Genomic DNA, 15,564 nt, shown 5'->3' with positions numbered 1-15,564 from the left:
TCTCGTTGCCCTGGCAAACAGGGCGACGAGTCAGCTCGTGTGGCTACTGGATCAAATCACGCTCTGCACTGCGCCAGGCTTCGCACTTGGCCACCCTCGCGCTGGTTTTCCTCGCTCAGCCAGCGCTCGAAGCCGGCGCCGATGTCTGGCCATTCCGAATCCAGCATCGAATACCACGCGGTGTCGCGGTTCTGTCCCTTGACCACCATGTGCTGGCGAAACACTCCCTCAAAGGTGAAGCCCAGTCGCTCGGCGGCATATTTGGAGCGGGCATTGGCGGCGTTGCATTTCCATTCGAGGCGACGGTAACCCAAGGCAAAACTCTCCTTGGCCAGCAGATAGACCGCCTCGGTGCTCTTGGGCGAGCGCTGCATCGGCGCGCCGAACGTCACGTGGCCAATCTCGATGCGACCTTGGGCCGGGACGATGGACATCAGGCTGAGGATGCCCTGCACGTCGCCGCTGGCGCGGTCGATCACGCTGAAGAAATACGGGTCGGCGTTGGCGGCGTGGTTGTTCAGCCAGGCATCGAACGCGCCGCGTTCCTTGAACGGACCGTAGGGCAAGTAATCCCAGAGTTTCGGGTCGGCGCCTGGGCCTTCAAGGGCTTGCCACAGACCCTCGGCATGCCGGGCCGGGTCGAGTTTCTCCAGGCGGATGAAACGCCCTTCGAGCCACTGCGCAGAGGGCGCAGGGACACCTTTCCAATCGGCGAGTGAAGTCGACATGCTGTGCTCCTTACAGGGCTTTGCGAAATTGAATGTAGCCTGGGCGTTCGGCGATGCGCTCGTAGAGCTGGATCGCGGTCGTGTTGGTTTCGTGAGTCAACCAGTGCACCTTGCAGCAACCATCGGCCTTGGCGGTGGCGTAGACAAACTCGATGAGCTGGCGACCCACACCGCTGCCCCGGTTCTGTTCCGTCACCAACAGGTCTTGCAGGTAGCAGGAGTTCTCGATGCTCCAGTTCGACCGGTGATAGATAAAGTGCACCAGGCCCACCGCCGTGTGGCCCTTCCAGGCCAGGGCAGCATGGGTCGGTTCACGCTCATCGAGCAAGCGCTGCCAAGTGCTTTGGCTGACCGCATCCGGCAGTTCGGTGTTGTAGAACCGCAGGTAGGCTTGCCACAGCGGCAGCCAGGCGGCGTGATCGTCGGCGCTGACGCGGCGGATGTCGAGTTGGCTCATGTTCACTCCTTGGACGATTTTTCAGGCATTAGGTCGGCGAGGGCACGGTCCTGCGCATCGGGGCTGGCGGCAAGCCCGTTGCGCACCCCGGCGGCGTCCTCGGGGCTGCGGTTCTGGCTTATTTTGCGTTTACCCTCCAGGCGCTGGATGGGCAGGGCGAAGCCGACGATGGCCTTGAGCATGCTGTCGATGTACTCGGCCGGTGCGTCATCGATCTTCCACGGCTGCTCGCGGCCGCTTTCGTGGCGGTCGGTGAGGGCGCCCACCAGGTTGCGCAGGCGCTGGGCGTCGCTGAATACCTCGGCGCTGCCGTACGCGTGGACGGCCACGTAGTTCCAGGTCGGCACGACTTTGCCGTGTTCGACCTTGCTCGGGTACAACCCTGGGCTGACGTAGGCATCGGCACCGACGAATATCACCAGGGCTTGGGCCCCGGCTTCCAAATCGCGCCATTGTCGATTGGCCCGGGCCATGTGCCCGTAAAGGCTGCCGTTCGGCCCCTGCTGCGTGTCCAGCAACAGCGGCAAATGACTGGCCTGCAAGCCGTGTTCGCCGTGGGTGACCAATACGGCCAGGCGGCAATCGCCGATGATCTGGTGCAGTTGGGGCAGGTCTTCGACGGCAAAGGCTTTGGGATTGTACATGATGATTTTCCTTGGCGAATGCGAGCATCCTAGGCAGGCTATTGGTCTGTTGTAAGAGCCACTTCAGGCCAATTCGATAGGTCCATTCACGAGGGATGTCATGCACAACGCCGTGCCGCCACTGTCCTTCAACCCCGCTGGCATCGAGCTCGATCGCGGCCAGGGGCTTAGCCGCCAGCTTTACCAGGCCTTGCGCGCCCGCGTGTTGGACGGGCGGCTGGCCAGCGGTACGCGGCTGCCGGCCAGCCGGGACCTGGCAACGGCCTTGTCGATTTCCCGTAACAGCGTCGTGCGGGCCTACGACCAGCTCTATGCCGAGGGTTTCATCGAGGGACGGGTTGGCGACGGCACTTATGTGGCGAAACTCTCTTCCTCGGTCTTGCCGCTGAAAAACATATCCACAAAATTGTCCACAGGGTTTTCAACAGGCTTACCCACAGGGTTATCCACAGAATGGCTCGATTTACCTGTGATTCCATCCAGCAAAGTTATCCACAGCGGTGCGCTGGAGCGGCTCGAAAAGCATCATTTGGCCCAGCCTCCCAGCGGGCCGCCCAAAGCGTTTCGGGTCGGCGTTCCGGCGTTCGATCTATTCCCATTCGACGTATGGGCCAAGCTGAACGCGGCTTTCTGGCGCAAACCGGATCTGCAGCAGCTGTGTTATGGCGATTCCCAGGGCGATGCACGATTGCGCAGTCTGATCGCCGCTTACCTGCGCAGCTCCCGTGGGTTGCAGTGCACCGCTGAGCAAATTGTGATCACCAGCGGCGCGCAGCAGGGCATTAGCCTTTGTGCACAGCTGCTGGTGGACCCTGGCGACAGGGTGGCGATTGAAAACCCGGGCTATCGCGCCGCCGGGCACGCGTTTGCCGTCGCCGGTGCCGATGTGCGTGGCGTGCCCGTCGACAGCGAAGGCCTCGACTGCAGCGCGCTCGGCAGACTTGAGGGTTGTCGGCTCGCTTACGTCACGCCGTCCCATCAGTACCCGATGGGGGTGGTCATGAGCCTGGCGCGGCGACTGGAGCTGCTGGCCTGGGCCGAACGCAATGACGGCTGGATCGTCGAGGATGATTACGACGGCGAATACCGCTACAGCGGCGCGCCGCTGGCACCATTGGCGGCGCTGGATCGCCAGGGCCGTGTGCTGTATGTCGGGACGTTCGGCAAAGTCGCGTTCCCGGCGTTGCGCCTGGGCTACCTGGTGCTGCCACCCGGCCTGGTGGATGCTTTTGCGCGACGGCGGGCCGTGGACGTGCGTCATTCCGAAGTCAGCACCCAGGCGGTGATGGCCGAATTCATGGCCGCCGGGCATTTCCAGCGGCACATCCGGCGCATGCGACGGGCTGCCCTGGCCCGGCGTGATGCGCTGTTGACGGGATGGCCCAAGGCTGTGCCGGGCGTCGGCCCGCTGCCTTCGGTCGTGGCGGGGTTGCACGTCACGGTGCCGGTGGACAGCCCCGAGCGTGAGCGTGAGCTGGTCGCACAAGCGACCAGCGTCGGCGTGGAAATCAACGGATTGAGCAGTTATTGGCTGCCCGGCACGGCACCGTCGACGATCAGTGCCGGGCTTGTGCTGGGCTTTGCCGCCGTCCCGCCAGCGGCGATCGCCATCGCCCTGGCGAGCCTGGCGAAAGTCTGGAAAGGCTGAGGCGGGGGGCATTGATCGATGCCCCGGTCCGATGCCTAGGATTTTTCCTTGGGAAAAAATACCTGCTGGGCCTGGTCCACAGCGATTTCGCTGCGATAAAGCGCGATCAGTTGACGCTGATCCAACTCCCGGGTCGAGGCATCGGTGACCACCTGGTCGATTTGCTCCAAGGTTTTCAACCGCGCCGAAAGGAACGTGCGGGCAGGCACCCAATCCGTCGAATAGCGGAAGTCCGCGAACCAGAGTGTCTTATTGGTCTTGCGATCCTTGATCTGGTACCGGTCGAGGTAGCCATAAGGCGGCGTTTTCCTGCGCTGCCGGTTGAGCTGCTTGGTGATGGTGATCTGGTTGCGGTCCTTCAGCCAAATGACGCCTTCCATGGTTGGTGGGCTTTGCTTGATGATGTTCAGCACGGTCTGGAACTCCAGCGCGTAAAGGGCCTGGGACTCGAGCTTGAGTTGCTTGCGCAACGATTCAGCCGCGCGTCGCACGTCGGCCGGGGTTTCAGTCGTTTCGTTGGTGGAAACACCTTCCGCCTGTTCAAGTGCCTTATCGATCGCATTGCCGACTTTCTCCATTCGACCTGCATGAGCATTGATGATCATGCCGATTCCGGCTGGCGTTCGGTGGGGTCGCTTCAGGTCTTTTTCCAGCTGCGCCTTGAACGCCGGCAGTCCGTCGATCAGCGCCTGGCCTTTGCTGATGCTGGTGGCCAGGACAGGGACGGTCAGGGGACGGCTGGCCATTACGTGAGGCACCCATTCGCCGGTTTCCTTGCGGTGGAACGAGGCGATGGTCGCGTCCGAGAATGGGTTTTTCACATCGACCCAATCGGTTTCTTCCCTCAGGTTCGATAGACGAGGCTCGCCGCTGATCAGGCCCCAGTAGCGTGCCCTGATAAAGCGTTTCCTGGGCCTTGGACGCTCCTCATAAGGGCTGCCGATAGTGCGCCGGTTGCTTCTTTCATCGAGGGCGCGGGCCAAATGACCCAGTGTTCGCTTCTTGAGCCCGATGATCCGGGCGCGCATGCGATTGATTTGTCCAGGGCTGGCGCTGCCTGCGTATTCGGTGCCCAGGTAGTCCAAGTGCTCGGCGATGGCGGTGAACTGCTCGGTCAGGCTGCCGAACGCGTTGATCTGTTCGTCTAGCCGGATCACGCTGCGCTCGTCGACGGCGTCGATCAGGCTTTGGAACGCAACCGTGGCATTGTCGACCACTTGGTTAATTTCCGCCCAGCCTTCGGGCATCGTGCTGACGCTTTCGAGTGAAAGACAAAGGTGGCGGTACATGTCCAGTTGGATCAGCCGCAGGTCGTTGCTGTTGAACACCGGCATCTTGCGCCGATGCTGGCGGACGAAGCCAAAACCTTCGCGCCCCAGTTGCTTGAGCTCGGCGAATCGCGTCTCCATGTAGTCCAGCCGTTCGATCATGTCGTCGCTGGTCTTGATCATGTTCTCGGCGGCATCGACGTGCTGCTGTTCAAGCACTTCCACGCCGGACGTAATCATGTCCATCGCGGCTATCATGGCCGGGGCGAAGCGTTCTCCCAGCGCCTCCATTTCGACGAAGGTGAAATTGACCTGGGCATTCAGATAGCCGAGTCGGGTTCGCGGGCTGTCGGCCCGGGATTGGAACACCGGCCATTCAGTGAGTATTTTCAACGCTTCTTCATAACGTTCTCGCTGGGTCTTCAGCGTATTGACGTATTCGTCGCGCCGGGCCTCCCTCGCCGTGCCCGTTGCTTTATCGAATGCTTGTGCCTCCATGGTCAGCTGTTTTTGATCCTGGGTTTTTCGCTCTTCGAACTGGTTCAGCTCGGCCATCAGCTGGATGCTGCGACGTCTGGCCTGGGAGACGACTTGTTGCCGGGCGCCTTTGGAGCCGGCGCCGCGTAGCTGCAAGCGAGTCTCGATGTGCCATTGGCCGCCCGTATCGAGCCACAGCGCAGGTCCCATGCGCGAGGGCTGCTTGGCGTCGATGATGACCGCCTGGTCTCCTGTCACATTGACGTTGAACCATGTCTGCGCGACCTTCGCGTACCACGTGCCATTTTGCTCATATAAGCCTCTGGTTGGGCCGTCGAGCTTGGGTTGCCCCAGGTTTTTGGGGGCCTCGATGCTGAAGGTCTCCAGCAGTTTCCCGCTTTCCCATGACTTGCTCATCAAGGCGCCGCTGGTATGGACGGTCTCATAGCGCTCAACTGCCAGCGCCGCGTGGGTCACGGACGCGAGCTTCTCGATGATGAGTTCAGGTTTGGGCAACCTGGGCTGGGCAGGTACTACCTCCGGGGCCTCGGTCCGGCGACCGCGTCCGGTTTTGCGGGTTTGCTCGATGGCGACGTTAAGGGTGGCCAACGCCATGTTCAACAGCAGATCGACGAAGGTCTGCCATTTGGCCTGGCTGTCGGACGCCTCGTCACGTTCGGTCAGCTTTTCAACGTCATCCAGGATCTGCCAGAGCCAGACCGCGTTCCCCACCGTGGAGCCCAGGTAGGGCAGCGCCAGGTTGAAAATCAACCAACCCGTCTGCTTGAACGTCTCCCAGCGGCTTTCGCTGTTGGAAACCGATTGGCGGTCGGCGAGTTCGACCAAGGCGTTGGCGTTGGCCTTGAACAACAGCGGCATGAAGTCCGAATCCAAGGGGTCGTCGACCAGGCTGACGGGGCCGCTGTAGGCGAAAGAGGTCAGTGGGTCCACCGCAAACTCCACGACAGTCCAGGGCGAAGGCAGTGGCCCGGAAAAAACGTATCGGCTATAGGTTTCGCGCACGCCGTCGGGCAGCCAGGCCAGCACCGATTGGCGCAGCGAGGGCGTTTGCCGGATGGCATACAGCAGGTTGCTGAACGACGGGAATTGGCTCAGCTGTGGCTCAAGCAGGGGCCGATAAAGCAGGCATGGGCCGGCGCTCGGATCTTTCGGGCCGATCACGAACATATTGGTCACGACGTCTTCTGAGCGGGTCAGCTGCAGTTCCGGCACGAAAGTCAGCTTGCGCATCACGACCCGTTGCCCGTCGACATTCGGCTCGGTTTGTTCGGCGTCCATCAGCGCCATGACATAACGCACACCCAGTTCATTCAGGTTGCCCTGGCCCCGGAGTTTGTTTTCCAGCGCCAGCATCGGCAGCTGAATGCGCAATTGCGCGATGTACAACTGCTCGCGGCGGGCCGATTCAGCAGGGTCGTCGAGGAGCTTTTGCTTGACCAGTTCAGGATAGACACGACCCACGTCGATTTGGCTGATCAACCCCTCGACGTATTCGACCGTCATCCATTTGGGCAACGCAGAGTCGTCGGTCGAGCGGATGGATTTATTGCCCAGGGGAAGGGCAATCAGGTTTTGCAGGGCAAGTTCAACGACGCTGAACGTGGTGGTGTCGATTTGCCCGGGTACGACGAAACTGCCCCAGAGCACTGGGCTGCGTATCTCGATCTGGATCTTGTGCGGATCCAGCGTGGAAGCGTCGTCATGCTCGGCTTGCATCAGCTTTTTCAGGGCGCTCGATGCATAGTCCTTGATGGACGGAATGTCGTCCAGGTAGGTCTTGCCGGCATGGGCGTTGCTCAGGGCGGACAGGTTTCTCAGGCACTGGGCGAACAACGTCTGGTCCGATATCGAGGCGGCCTGTAGCCAGGGGGGCACTTGTCGTTCGAACCAGGCTTCGCCAAAACTCTTTTTGGCTTGCAAGCGCTCGGTGCCAGGTTGCGGCTCCGCGTCGGCTGGCGTAACGCCCTGGAGATGGGCGGAACCCAGGATCTTCACCTGCATGGCGATGACGCCGCAGGCCTTGTTGTCAAAGATGTCCCCGTCGGGCTCATAGAGCCGCCAACGGATTTTTTTACCGCTGGACATGGGTCCCAAGTATGGCGGCAGTGACTGACCCAACGCCTCCCTCGACTCGAACTTCTGGTAACCGTTGAGCAAGGAGTGAGCAAGGATCACTTCCTCATTGTCGATCAGGCCGATCAACACCACGATCGAGTTGTCCTCCAGCCGCCGCACTGTTTCGCCGTCGACATCCTCAATGTCGACCAGGTAGGCGTGGCTGTCATAAGGGCCTTTGCGAGTTAGTACGTCAGGATGCAAGTAAAGCTGTCTGGCCATCTTGCATTCTTCCGTGGTCCAGCCGTCGATCCGGCTGACATCCCATAGCTTGCGTAGCGATCGCGAAAGCTCATGCCAGCGCGGACCGGAAGCGCCCTGCGAAGCATTCCAGTAGGCCAGTTGTTTTTCCTGGTAGGCCGGCAATATGGTGGGGACCAGTTCGTTGATCACCCGACCAATCTGGTCGATGCGTACCGGCAGGTGCACTTCGGGGAAGGTGATGGGCAGCCGGGTCAGGTAATGCAGCCCTTCGATAAACAGCGACGAATCGTCCTTGACCACGCGCGCGGCGATGATGGCGGCCAGGGTCTCATAGCGAATGGGCAGCTCGACGATGTCATCCCCGACAATCTGCCAGGTCGGCACGGCGACGACGGTCGTGTGTGGATCGATGTCCAGCGTGGGATAAAGCTTCACCAGCGCATCCCGAAGAAGCTCGGCGGCCACTTCTGGGTACGAGGGGCCCGTAAGCAACTGATTGAATATGGCGTCCCGTAGAGGGGCGTCGGGTGACGGATCCGGGGTTGTAGCGCGCTCTGTCATCTCAATAGTCCTGTCTCGCAATCCATGGAAACCCGAAGCCAAAAGGCTTCGGGTTTCTCGATGCTAGGGATTGGCGGGACAGGCTAGGTGGTAACTATGTATAGGCCGCCGTGCGACACGCAATGAAACTGTGCCTGGGATCACTGGCCGGACTTGATCCGCGTCCAGGCCCGGGTCCGCGCCCGTTCGGCGTCCCTGGGCAGGGGTTGCAGCGTGTACAGCGTGGCCATGGCCGCTTCGGTCGGATAAAGGTTGGGGTTGCCGCGGATCGCCGGGTCGACCATCTCGGTGGCGTCCTTGTTCGGGTTCGGGTAACCGACAAAATCGCTCACCGGCGCGATCACCTGCGGTTGCAACAAGTAGTTGATGAAGGTGTAGGCATCGTCCGGGTTTTTCGCGCCTTTGGGGAGGGCGAGCATGTCGAACCAGATCGGCGCGCCTTCCTTGGGCAGGCGCATGTCCACGGTCACGCCGTTCTTGGCTTCCTTGGCGCGGTTGGCGGCCTGGGAAAAGCTGCCGGAATAGCCCACCGCCACGCAGATGTCGCCATTGGCGATGTCGGCCATGTACTTGGACGAGTGGAAATAGGTGATGTATGGGCGCACCTTCATCATCAGCGCTTCGGCCTTGGCGTAGTCCGCCGGCTGCTTGCTGTTGGGGTCCAGGCCCAGGTGCTGCAAGGCCAGGGGCAGGATCTCCGACGGCGAATCGAGCAGCGCCACGCCGCACTGCTTGAGCTTACTGATGTTCTCTTCCTTGAAGATCAGGTCCCAACTGTCCACCGGCGCGTTGTCGCCCAAGGCAGCCTTGATCTTGTCCGGGTTGAAACCGATCAGAATGGTGCCGTACATGTAGGGCACGGCGAACTTGTTTCCCGGGTCGTTGGCTTCGATCAGTTTCATCAGCTTGGGATCGAGGTGGTGCCAGTTCGGCAACTTGCTGCGATCCAGCGGCTGGAACACCCCGGCTTCAATCTGCTTGGCCAGGAACACGTTGGACGGCACCACCACGTCGTAGCCAGCGTTACCGGTCAACAGCTTGGCCTCCAAGGCCTCGTTGGTATCGAAGATGTCATAGACCAGTTTTACTTGGGGGTTCTGCGCCTTGAAATCATCCAGCGCCTTGGGCGTGATGTAGTCGAACCAGTTATAGACACGCAGGGTGCGCTCCTCGGCCTGCGCCACGCCGCTCAGCAGCGCGGCGCACAGGGCTGGAGCCATCAAACGCTTGAGTCTGTTCATACTGTTATTCCTCATTGGGCGCTTTGGAAACCTTCGAGAACGTTCACGGCGTTGATGCCGATTTCTGCCACCGCGTAGCCGCCTTCCATCACGAACAGGGTTGGCTTGCTTAGCGCTGCGATGCGCTTGCCCATCGCCAGGTAGTCCGGGCTGTCGAGCTTGAATTGCGAAATCGGGTCGTCCTTGAAAGTGTCCACGCCCAGGGAGACGACGATGACATCCGCGTCGTAGCGTTGGAGTTCGCCGCAGGATTGCTCAAGGGCGTTGCTCCACGTGTCCCAGCCGGAGCCTGCGGGCAAAGGATAGTTAAAGTTGAAACCCTCGCCGGCGGCTTCGCCGCGCTCATCGGCATAGCCGAGGAAGAACGGAAATTCGGCTTCCGGGTGGCCGTGGATCGAGGCAAACAGTACGTCGCTGCGCTCGTAGAAGATTGATTGCGTGCCATTGCCGTGGTGGTAGTCGACATCGAGGATCGCGACTTTTTTGCGGCCTTGGTCAAGGAATGCCTGGGCAGCGATGGCAGCGTTGTTGAGGTAGCAATAACCGCCCATCAAGTCGCTGGCGGCGTGATGCCCCGGTGGGCGGCACAACGCAAAGGCGCTGCGCGCACCCCGCTGGATCTCGGCCTGGGCGGTGAGGGCAACTTGCGCGGCGCTGTAGGCGGCTTGCCAGGTCCCGGCGGTAATTGGTGCACCGCCGTCGAAACTGTAATAACCGAGCTGGCCGTGCAGGCTGGTCGGGATGACGGGGCGCAGGGTACGGGCCGGCCAGGTATAGGGCAGCAGATCACCGTCGCGTTTGAATTCGGTCCAGCGGTCCCAGGCGCCTTTGAAGAATTCCAGATACGCCGGGGTGTGGATGCGCTGGATTGGCCCCAGGCCAAAATCCTCAGGTGCTCTGACCGGACCCAGGCCTTGGGTCTTGACCCGGTCCAGCACATGGTCGGCCCGGGAGGGCATTTCGAAGCAGGGCATCAATTGCCCATCCATCAACTCGCAGCGTCCATGGTGCAGGTGGTGATCGTCCGAGTAGATCGTCAGCATTTTTGTTCTCCGCAGGGCTGATTCGCTGAAACACAGTCTTGCGGCGCGCGGCGTTTCGGAGAACGGCAGGAGAGGCCAAAAGGGGATCGAAATGGCCAAAAGATTTGACCGTAAATCGCCCCTTATTGGCGCGGGTATGAGCGGGTTTAGGGCATGAGTGAGGTTCAGGGCCACCCTGGAACCCGTGGCGAGGGAGCTTGCTCCCGCTCGGCTGCGAAGCAGTCGTCGCTTTTGGAGCCGCTACGCGCTGGAGCGCCAGCCCGGCCCAGCGGGAGCAAGCTCCCTCACCACAGTGGGTTGCGGTGTGGCGGCTATCGTGGATCGACGTTATCCAACACTCGATTCGCCAGCAGCGAGCTCAGCTCGATCAGTTGCTGGATGCCAAGAAGGAAGTGCCGGTGTGAGCCTTCCAGGTCGAAAGCAAGTTTGTTGACCATCGCATCAGCTGAAGCCAGGGTTTCGCTGAGGTTGGCCAGCAGGCATTCGTTGTCCATGTCTTTTACAACGGTGAATAGCTGGCCGGGTTGTGGGGTTTCTTCGGGCTTGTCCGGTTTGGGCGCCAGGTAATAGTCCAGCGCGCGCTTGGCGGCTTCGTCGAGCCTCTTGGCGTTGAGGCCGTCCAGATAGGGAGAGTTTGGATCAGCTTCCGGTGGGTTCGGGGTGATTTTGAACATGGTGAAGCTCCTTTCGTATGAGGAACCGTCACCGTCTGCCGCCAAGCAGAAGGGGTGACGGATTACACAAGGTTGGCGGACCGGAACGAAAGGCACCCGGTATCCCCGAGGGGATCCTTGCGCAACCCGTCATAAAGAATGCCGATGCCAGAAGCACCGCAATGACTGCTGAAGGGTTTGGTGCGCCTTTCGTCAACCGGGCCGCCAAGCCCGTTCGCTGATGTCAGCGACAAGGAGACGATAGGGGCTCGGGGGAAAGGCGCACAAGCCGGCGGATTCTGGCGTAGTTGTAGGCAAAGGCGCAAGGATGCGTGGTTCGGCGTTCGAGGGCTGAAGAATCTGTCAGACGCGCCTCTCAACCCGTGGCGAGGGAGCTTGCTCCCGCTGGGCTGCGAAGCGGCCCTAAAACTTTGCGGTCGCTGCGCAACCGAGCGGGAGCAAGCTCCCTCGCCACGGGGATCGTGTTGAAACCAACGCGGATCACGGCCTAAACTGACTCGGCGCCACGCCGCTCCAGCGCACGAACGCATGGCGAAAACTGGCGGTTTCGCTGAAGCCGAGCAGTTCGGCGATCCGGTAGATTGGCAGTTGATCCTCGCAGAGCATCTGCTTGGCCCGCTCGAAACGCAGTTCATCGAGCAGTTCCTGATAGCTACAACCCAGGTCTTTGAGGTGCCTGCGCAGCGTGCGCGCCGAGCAGTTCATGTGTTCGGCCAAGCCTTCGAGACCCGGCGCGGCGTCCAGTTGCGCGGCAAGCAGTTGGCGGATCCGGCCCAGCCAGGCCTGGCGTCCGGTGAATTCGGTGTTCTGCCGGCGACAGCGTTCGACCATGGCGTGATGGGTGATCGGGTCGGCCAAAGGCAGGGGCTGTTCCAGCCAGTGGCGGTCGAAAGCGAAGGCGTTGTCGATGCAGTCAAAGCGCACCGGGCATTCGAACAGCGCGCCGTAGCGTTCTTGATAATCCGGTGCCGAATGCTGGAACCGCGCCGCGCGCAAGGGCAGCGGGTGGCCGAGCAGGTCGTTGCAGATCACCTTCAGCGAGACCATGCAGAACTCGGCGTTGAACACCGCCAGGGCCGGGTTCTCTCGATAGTCGCTGGCGCTGAGCCAGATGTGCTGGCCGTCGTCTTCCAGGGCCAGTTCGAAGAGTGTTCCCAATAGCGCCGGATAACGCAGCGCCAGGCGCAAAGCGTCACCTAAGGTGGCACTGGTGAGCAGGGCGTATCCGAGCATGCCGTAGGACGAAACGTGCATGTTGCGGCCCAGTTCCAGGCCAATGTCGCGCTTGAGGGCCACGGCGCTGGCGCAGACCTGCATCTCCTGGTTGGTAGTGATGCGGGTGTCGGCCCGGCTCAGGTCCGCCGCGCTGATGCCGCTGCCGGCCAACAATGCGTCACTGGGCAAGCCTTCGTTCTTGAAGGCGTTGAGCACCAAAGAGACAGCGTTGAGGGTAGTGAGGTGGGAATGAAGCATGGTCCGTTTCCAGCCTTTGGGGACTGGAAACGGAGCAAGTTGTATGCCGAACGGTTTTTGTCATGCGTTGCAGATTTGAATCAGACCAGCTCACCACACAGATCCAGCTCAACCAACCGCCGAACCTCATCCACCGGCAAACCCGCGCCGATCAACGCGTGCAACTTGCCGAACGCCGCCTCGCGGGTCATGCCGCCGCCGGACAGAACGCCGACGCCACGCAAGCGGCTGCCGGCTTCGTACACGTCCAGCTCGACGCCGCCTTCATGGCATTGAGTGACCGCCACGACCACCACGCCGTTGTCCCGCGCCCGTTCCAGGCTGGCGAGGAAGGCCGGGTTGTCGCTCGGACCGGTGCCGCTGCCGTAGCATTCCAACACCAGGCCCTGGATGCCGCTGCCCAGCAAGCCATCGATAACCTCGGCGGCAATGCCAGGGAACAATGGCAGCACCACGACATTTGCCAACTGTTTCGGCTGGTTGTAATTCAACTGCGCCGGCAGCGACGTGGCCTCGATGCCGCCACCCTGGCGCTCCAGGCGCTTGAACGGATGGCGACCAAAGCTGCGCACCTTGGCGCAGCGGGTCGGCACCAGCAGTTCACCGTGGAAGTAAAGGTGTACGCCCGGCGCCAGGCCTTGGCCGAGGGCGACCAGCGCACCGCTGAGGTTTTCCCAGGCGTCGCTGTCGTTCACGCCGGCGGGCAACATCGAACCGGTGAAGCAAACCCGCGCGTGCAAGCCCAACAACTGGAAGCTCATGGCGGCGGCGCTGTAGGCCAGGGTGTCGGTGCCGTGCAGGATCAGGACACTGTCGCAGCCCTGTACGTCGACGGCATCGACCACCGCTTCGCGCAGTTGCTGCCAGTAGCCCGGGGTCATGTTGGCGCTGTCGATCAGCGGCGACATCTCCCGGAAGCGCCATTGCGGGATAACCAGTTCGGGCTGGCTGTGCAGGTAGTCGCGCATCCGCGCTTCGAAACCGGATGCCGGGGCCAGGCCGTTGGCGCTGGCCTGCATGCCGATGGTACCGCCGGTGTAGAGCACCATGACGTGCTGGGCGGCGGGATAGGTCGAGGCATTCATGGGTGTTCTCCGAGGACGAAAACAGCAGCTTCACTCGCTGCCGCAACATAAGGCCGAGCATGACGCCGACCTTGTGCTGTGTCACGCCAGGCGCAGGGGATGCGCCCGGTTTTTTTCAAACAGACTGTTGATCAGCGTTGCGCTGCAGCCAGGCTTGCCGGAGCGTTTCCAGATTCGGCAACCGGTGCCGACGGGGTCGCTGGCCAGGCGTTGCGGTCCAGGTCCAGGTCCGGGAACTTGCTGGAATCGAAAACTGGAACCTTGATGCCGGCCGAACGCTGGTCGTCGTAGTCGCGCAGGATGCGCATGCCGACCTTGAACAGCAGGAACAACGCGATCAGGTTCACGAACGCCAGCAGCGTCATGGTGATATCGGCGAAGGCGAACACGGTGCCGAGGTTCTCGATGGCGCCCCAGAAAATCAGCCCCAGGACCAAGGCGCGATAGGCCATCAGCGCCTTGCGGTTTTCACCGAGCATGAAGCGCAGGTTGTTTTCGCCCAAGTAATAGTTGTAGAGGATCGAGGTGAACACGAACAACGACAGGGCCACGGAGATGAATATCCGGCCCCAGTCGCCGACCACGGCCGCCAGGGAGTTCTGGGTCAGGGCAATGCCGTCGCCTTCGAAGCCTGGGGTGTAGAAACCCGACAGCAGGATCAGCAGCGCGGTGCAGGTGCAGATCACGAACGTGTCCAGGAAAACGCTGAACGCCTGGACCACGCCTTGCGCGACCGGGTGCTCCACCGACGCCACGGCCGCCACGTTAGGCGCGCTGCCCAGGCCGGCTTCGTTGGCGAACACGCCACGCTTGACGCCCATGACGATGGCGCTGCCGATCAGGCCGCCAAAGGCCTGGTCCAGACCGAAGGCGCTCCTGACGATCGTCGCCAGCATGCCTGGTACATGTTCGAATTGCAGCACTATCACGTAGAGCGTCACGGCGATGTATGCCAGGGTCTTGACCGGTACCAGCAGGTCGGCAACCTTGGCGATGCGCTTGATTCCGCCGATGAACACCAGGCCCAACAGCACCGCCAGGCCCAGGCCGGTATAGGTGGTATCGAAGCCGAAGGCGTTGTTCAGGGAGTGCGTGACGGCGTGGGCTTGCAGGCCGTTGAAGGCGAAGCCGAAGGTGATCAGCAGCAGGAACGCCATGATCATGCCCAGCCAGCGTTTCTGCAGGCCGTGCTGGATGTAATAGGACGGGCCGCCACGGAACTGGCCTTCGGAGTCGCAGCGCTTGTAGAGCTGGCCGAGGGAGCATTCAAAGAAGCTGCTGGACATGCCGACCAGCGCGGTCACCCACATCCAGAACACCGCACCGGGACCACCGAGGGTCACGGCGATGCCGACACCGGCGATGTTGCCCGCGCCGACACGGCCGGCCAGGCTGAGCATCAAGGCCTGGAAGGAGCTGAGCTGGTCAGTGCTGCTTTTCAGGCTGTCACGGAACACCGCGAACATATGAAAGAAATGACGGAACTGGACGAAACGCGAGCGGATCGTGAAGTAGCCACCGAGCCCGACAATGAGCACGATCAGCACTTTCCCTGAGAGGAAGTCGTTGATGACTTCGAGCATGAGTATTCCTCGCTGTTTTTTGTTTAAGCAAATGCTGGCCATTTGGAAACATCGTGTTACATCGGTCCGCAGGCGGCTCGACAGGTCAGGCGATGTTTCGTCCCGGTCCACTTCGCGGGTTTGTTATTAGTTCGGTTTTCGCATGTTGTTGAGGCCTCGTTGACGACGACCACTCATGCGAAGAGGGGCGGCACTATACCTATCAGTGCGACGCCCGTCTGCACAGTTGTGGTGCGTACGACGAAACGGACCTTTGTTGCTCCTGGCCTATCGGTCAGGTTCTTGCGGGACCGAGCCAGCTCGCGACGGCGGGCGACGCGGGTTACAACGGCAGCGTGTCGT

The 15,564-nt window shown here is 61.4% G+C and carries 11 protein-coding genes; 1 reads left to right on the top strand and 10 read right to left on the bottom strand.

All coding sequences use genetic code 11. The features are described 5' to 3' along the window. Positions 1 to 56: 56 nt before the first annotated feature. The 3 genes from J3P95_RS25015 to J3P95_RS25005 are packed head-to-tail and all read right to left on the bottom strand — an operon-like array spanning position 57 to position 1,829. Entirely contained in the window at positions 57 to 728 is a 672-nt protein-coding gene (locus tag J3P95_RS25015) for a GNAT family N-acetyltransferase (protein ID WP_434579320.1), read from the bottom strand. Positions 729 to 738: 10 nt separating this feature from the next. After that, the gene (locus J3P95_RS25010) at positions 739 to 1,185 is read right to left on the bottom strand and encodes a GNAT family N-acetyltransferase (RefSeq protein ID WP_434579322.1); all 447 of its coding nucleotides are present in this window, start codon (positions 1,183 to 1,185) and stop codon (positions 739 to 741) included. Between the two features lie 2 nt (positions 1,186 to 1,187). After that, a complete protein-coding gene (locus tag J3P95_RS25005) occupies positions 1,188 to 1,829 on the bottom strand; it encodes an FMN-binding negative transcriptional regulator (RefSeq protein ID WP_434579324.1) in 642 nt (213 codons plus the stop codon). Positions 1,830 to 1,929: 100 nt separating this feature from the next. On the opposite strand from J3P95_RS25005, the gene J3P95_RS25000 reads away from it, so the two are divergent. After that, positions 1,930 to 3,477 (top strand): PLP-dependent aminotransferase family protein, encoded by a 1,548-nt coding sequence (locus J3P95_RS25000; RefSeq protein ID WP_434559588.1) that lies wholly within the window; start codon positions 1,930 to 1,932, stop codon positions 3,475 to 3,477. Positions 3,478 to 3,512: 35 nt separating this feature from the next. Here the strand turns inward: J3P95_RS25000 and J3P95_RS24995 are convergent, their stop codons facing one another. The 7 genes from J3P95_RS24995 to J3P95_RS24965 all read right to left on the bottom strand — a co-directional run bounded on the left by J3P95_RS24995 (position 3,513) and on the right by J3P95_RS24965 (position 15,222). After that, positions 3,513 to 7,997, bottom strand: a complete 4,485-nt coding sequence (locus tag J3P95_RS24995; RefSeq protein ID WP_434579325.1) for a dermonecrotic toxin domain-containing protein — start codon at positions 7,995 to 7,997, stop codon at positions 3,513 to 3,515. Positions 7,998 to 8,263: 266 nt separating this feature from the next. Further along, the gene (locus tag J3P95_RS24990; protein ID WP_434579327.1) at positions 8,264 to 9,364 is read right to left on the bottom strand and encodes a polyamine ABC transporter substrate-binding protein; all 1,101 of its coding nucleotides are present in this window, start codon (positions 9,362 to 9,364) and stop codon (positions 8,264 to 8,266) included. 11 nt (positions 9,365 to 9,375) lie between these two features. Continuing rightward, positions 9,376 to 10,407 carry a histone deacetylase family protein gene (locus J3P95_RS24985; RefSeq protein ID WP_434559580.1) on the bottom strand — a complete coding sequence of 344 codons (1,032 nt, stop codon included), beginning with the start codon at positions 10,405 to 10,407 and terminating at the stop codon, positions 9,376 to 9,378. A gap of 311 nt (positions 10,408 to 10,718) precedes the next feature. Continuing rightward, positions 10,719 to 11,081 (bottom strand): DUF6124 family protein, encoded by a 363-nt coding sequence (locus J3P95_RS24980; RefSeq protein ID WP_434559578.1) that lies wholly within the window; start codon positions 11,079 to 11,081, stop codon positions 10,719 to 10,721. A gap of 480 nt (positions 11,082 to 11,561) precedes the next feature. After that, positions 11,562 to 12,554, bottom strand: a complete 993-nt coding sequence (locus tag J3P95_RS24975; RefSeq protein ID WP_434559576.1) for an AraC family transcriptional regulator — start codon at positions 12,552 to 12,554, stop codon at positions 11,562 to 11,564. A gap of 80 nt (positions 12,555 to 12,634) precedes the next feature. Next, the gene (locus tag J3P95_RS24970; protein ID WP_434559574.1) at positions 12,635 to 13,639 is read right to left on the bottom strand and encodes an asparaginase; all 1,005 of its coding nucleotides are present in this window, start codon (positions 13,637 to 13,639) and stop codon (positions 12,635 to 12,637) included. Positions 13,640 to 13,770: 131 nt separating this feature from the next. After that, on the bottom strand, positions 13,771 to 15,222 hold the full coding sequence (locus J3P95_RS24965) for an alanine/glycine:cation symporter family protein (protein ID WP_434559572.1): 1,452 nt from the start codon (positions 15,220 to 15,222) through the stop codon (positions 13,771 to 13,773). Positions 15,223 to 15,564: the final 342 nt, after the last annotated feature.

This window comes from Pseudomonas sp. Z5-35, from assembly GCF_051131945.1.
In the GTDB taxonomy this organism is placed as follows: Bacteria; Pseudomonadota; Gammaproteobacteria; order Pseudomonadales; family Pseudomonadaceae; genus Aquipseudomonas; species Aquipseudomonas marvdashtae.
Note: the sequence above shows the minus strand (reverse complement) of the source record. Positions and strands in the feature narration are given on the sequence as shown.

Bases quoted from the DNA above. Each gene is read 5' to 3' on its own strand.
- J3P95_RS25015 (WP_434579320.1), bottom strand. From the start codon at position 728: ATGTCGACTTCACTCGCCGATTGGAAAGGTGTCCCTGCGCCCTCTGCG.
- J3P95_RS25010 (WP_434579322.1), bottom strand. From the start codon at position 1,185: ATGAGCCAACTCGACATCCGCCGCGTCAGCGCCGACGATCACGCCGCC.
- J3P95_RS25005 (WP_434579324.1), bottom strand. From the start codon at position 1,829: ATGTACAATCCCAAAGCCTTTGCCGTCGAAGACCTGCCCCAACTGCAC.
- J3P95_RS25000 (WP_434559588.1), top strand. From the start codon at position 1,930: ATGCACAACGCCGTGCCGCCACTGTCCTTCAACCCCGCTGGCATCGAG.
- J3P95_RS24990 (WP_434579327.1), bottom strand. From the start codon at position 9,364: ATGAACAGACTCAAGCGTTTGATGGCTCCAGCCCTGTGCGCCGCGCTG.
- J3P95_RS24985 (WP_434559580.1), bottom strand. From the start codon at position 10,407: ATGCTGACGATCTACTCGGACGATCACCACCTGCACCATGGACGCTGC.
- J3P95_RS24980 (WP_434559578.1), bottom strand. From the start codon at position 11,081: ATGTTCAAAATCACCCCGAACCCACCGGAAGCTGATCCAAACTCTCCC.
- J3P95_RS24975 (WP_434559576.1), bottom strand. From the start codon at position 12,554: ATGCTTCATTCCCACCTCACTACCCTCAACGCTGTCTCTTTGGTGCTC.
- J3P95_RS24970 (WP_434559574.1), bottom strand. From the start codon at position 13,639: ATGAATGCCTCGACCTATCCCGCCGCCCAGCACGTCATGGTGCTCTAC.
- J3P95_RS24965 (WP_434559572.1), bottom strand. From the start codon at position 15,222: ATGCTCGAAGTCATCAACGACTTCCTCTCAGGGAAAGTGCTGATCGTG.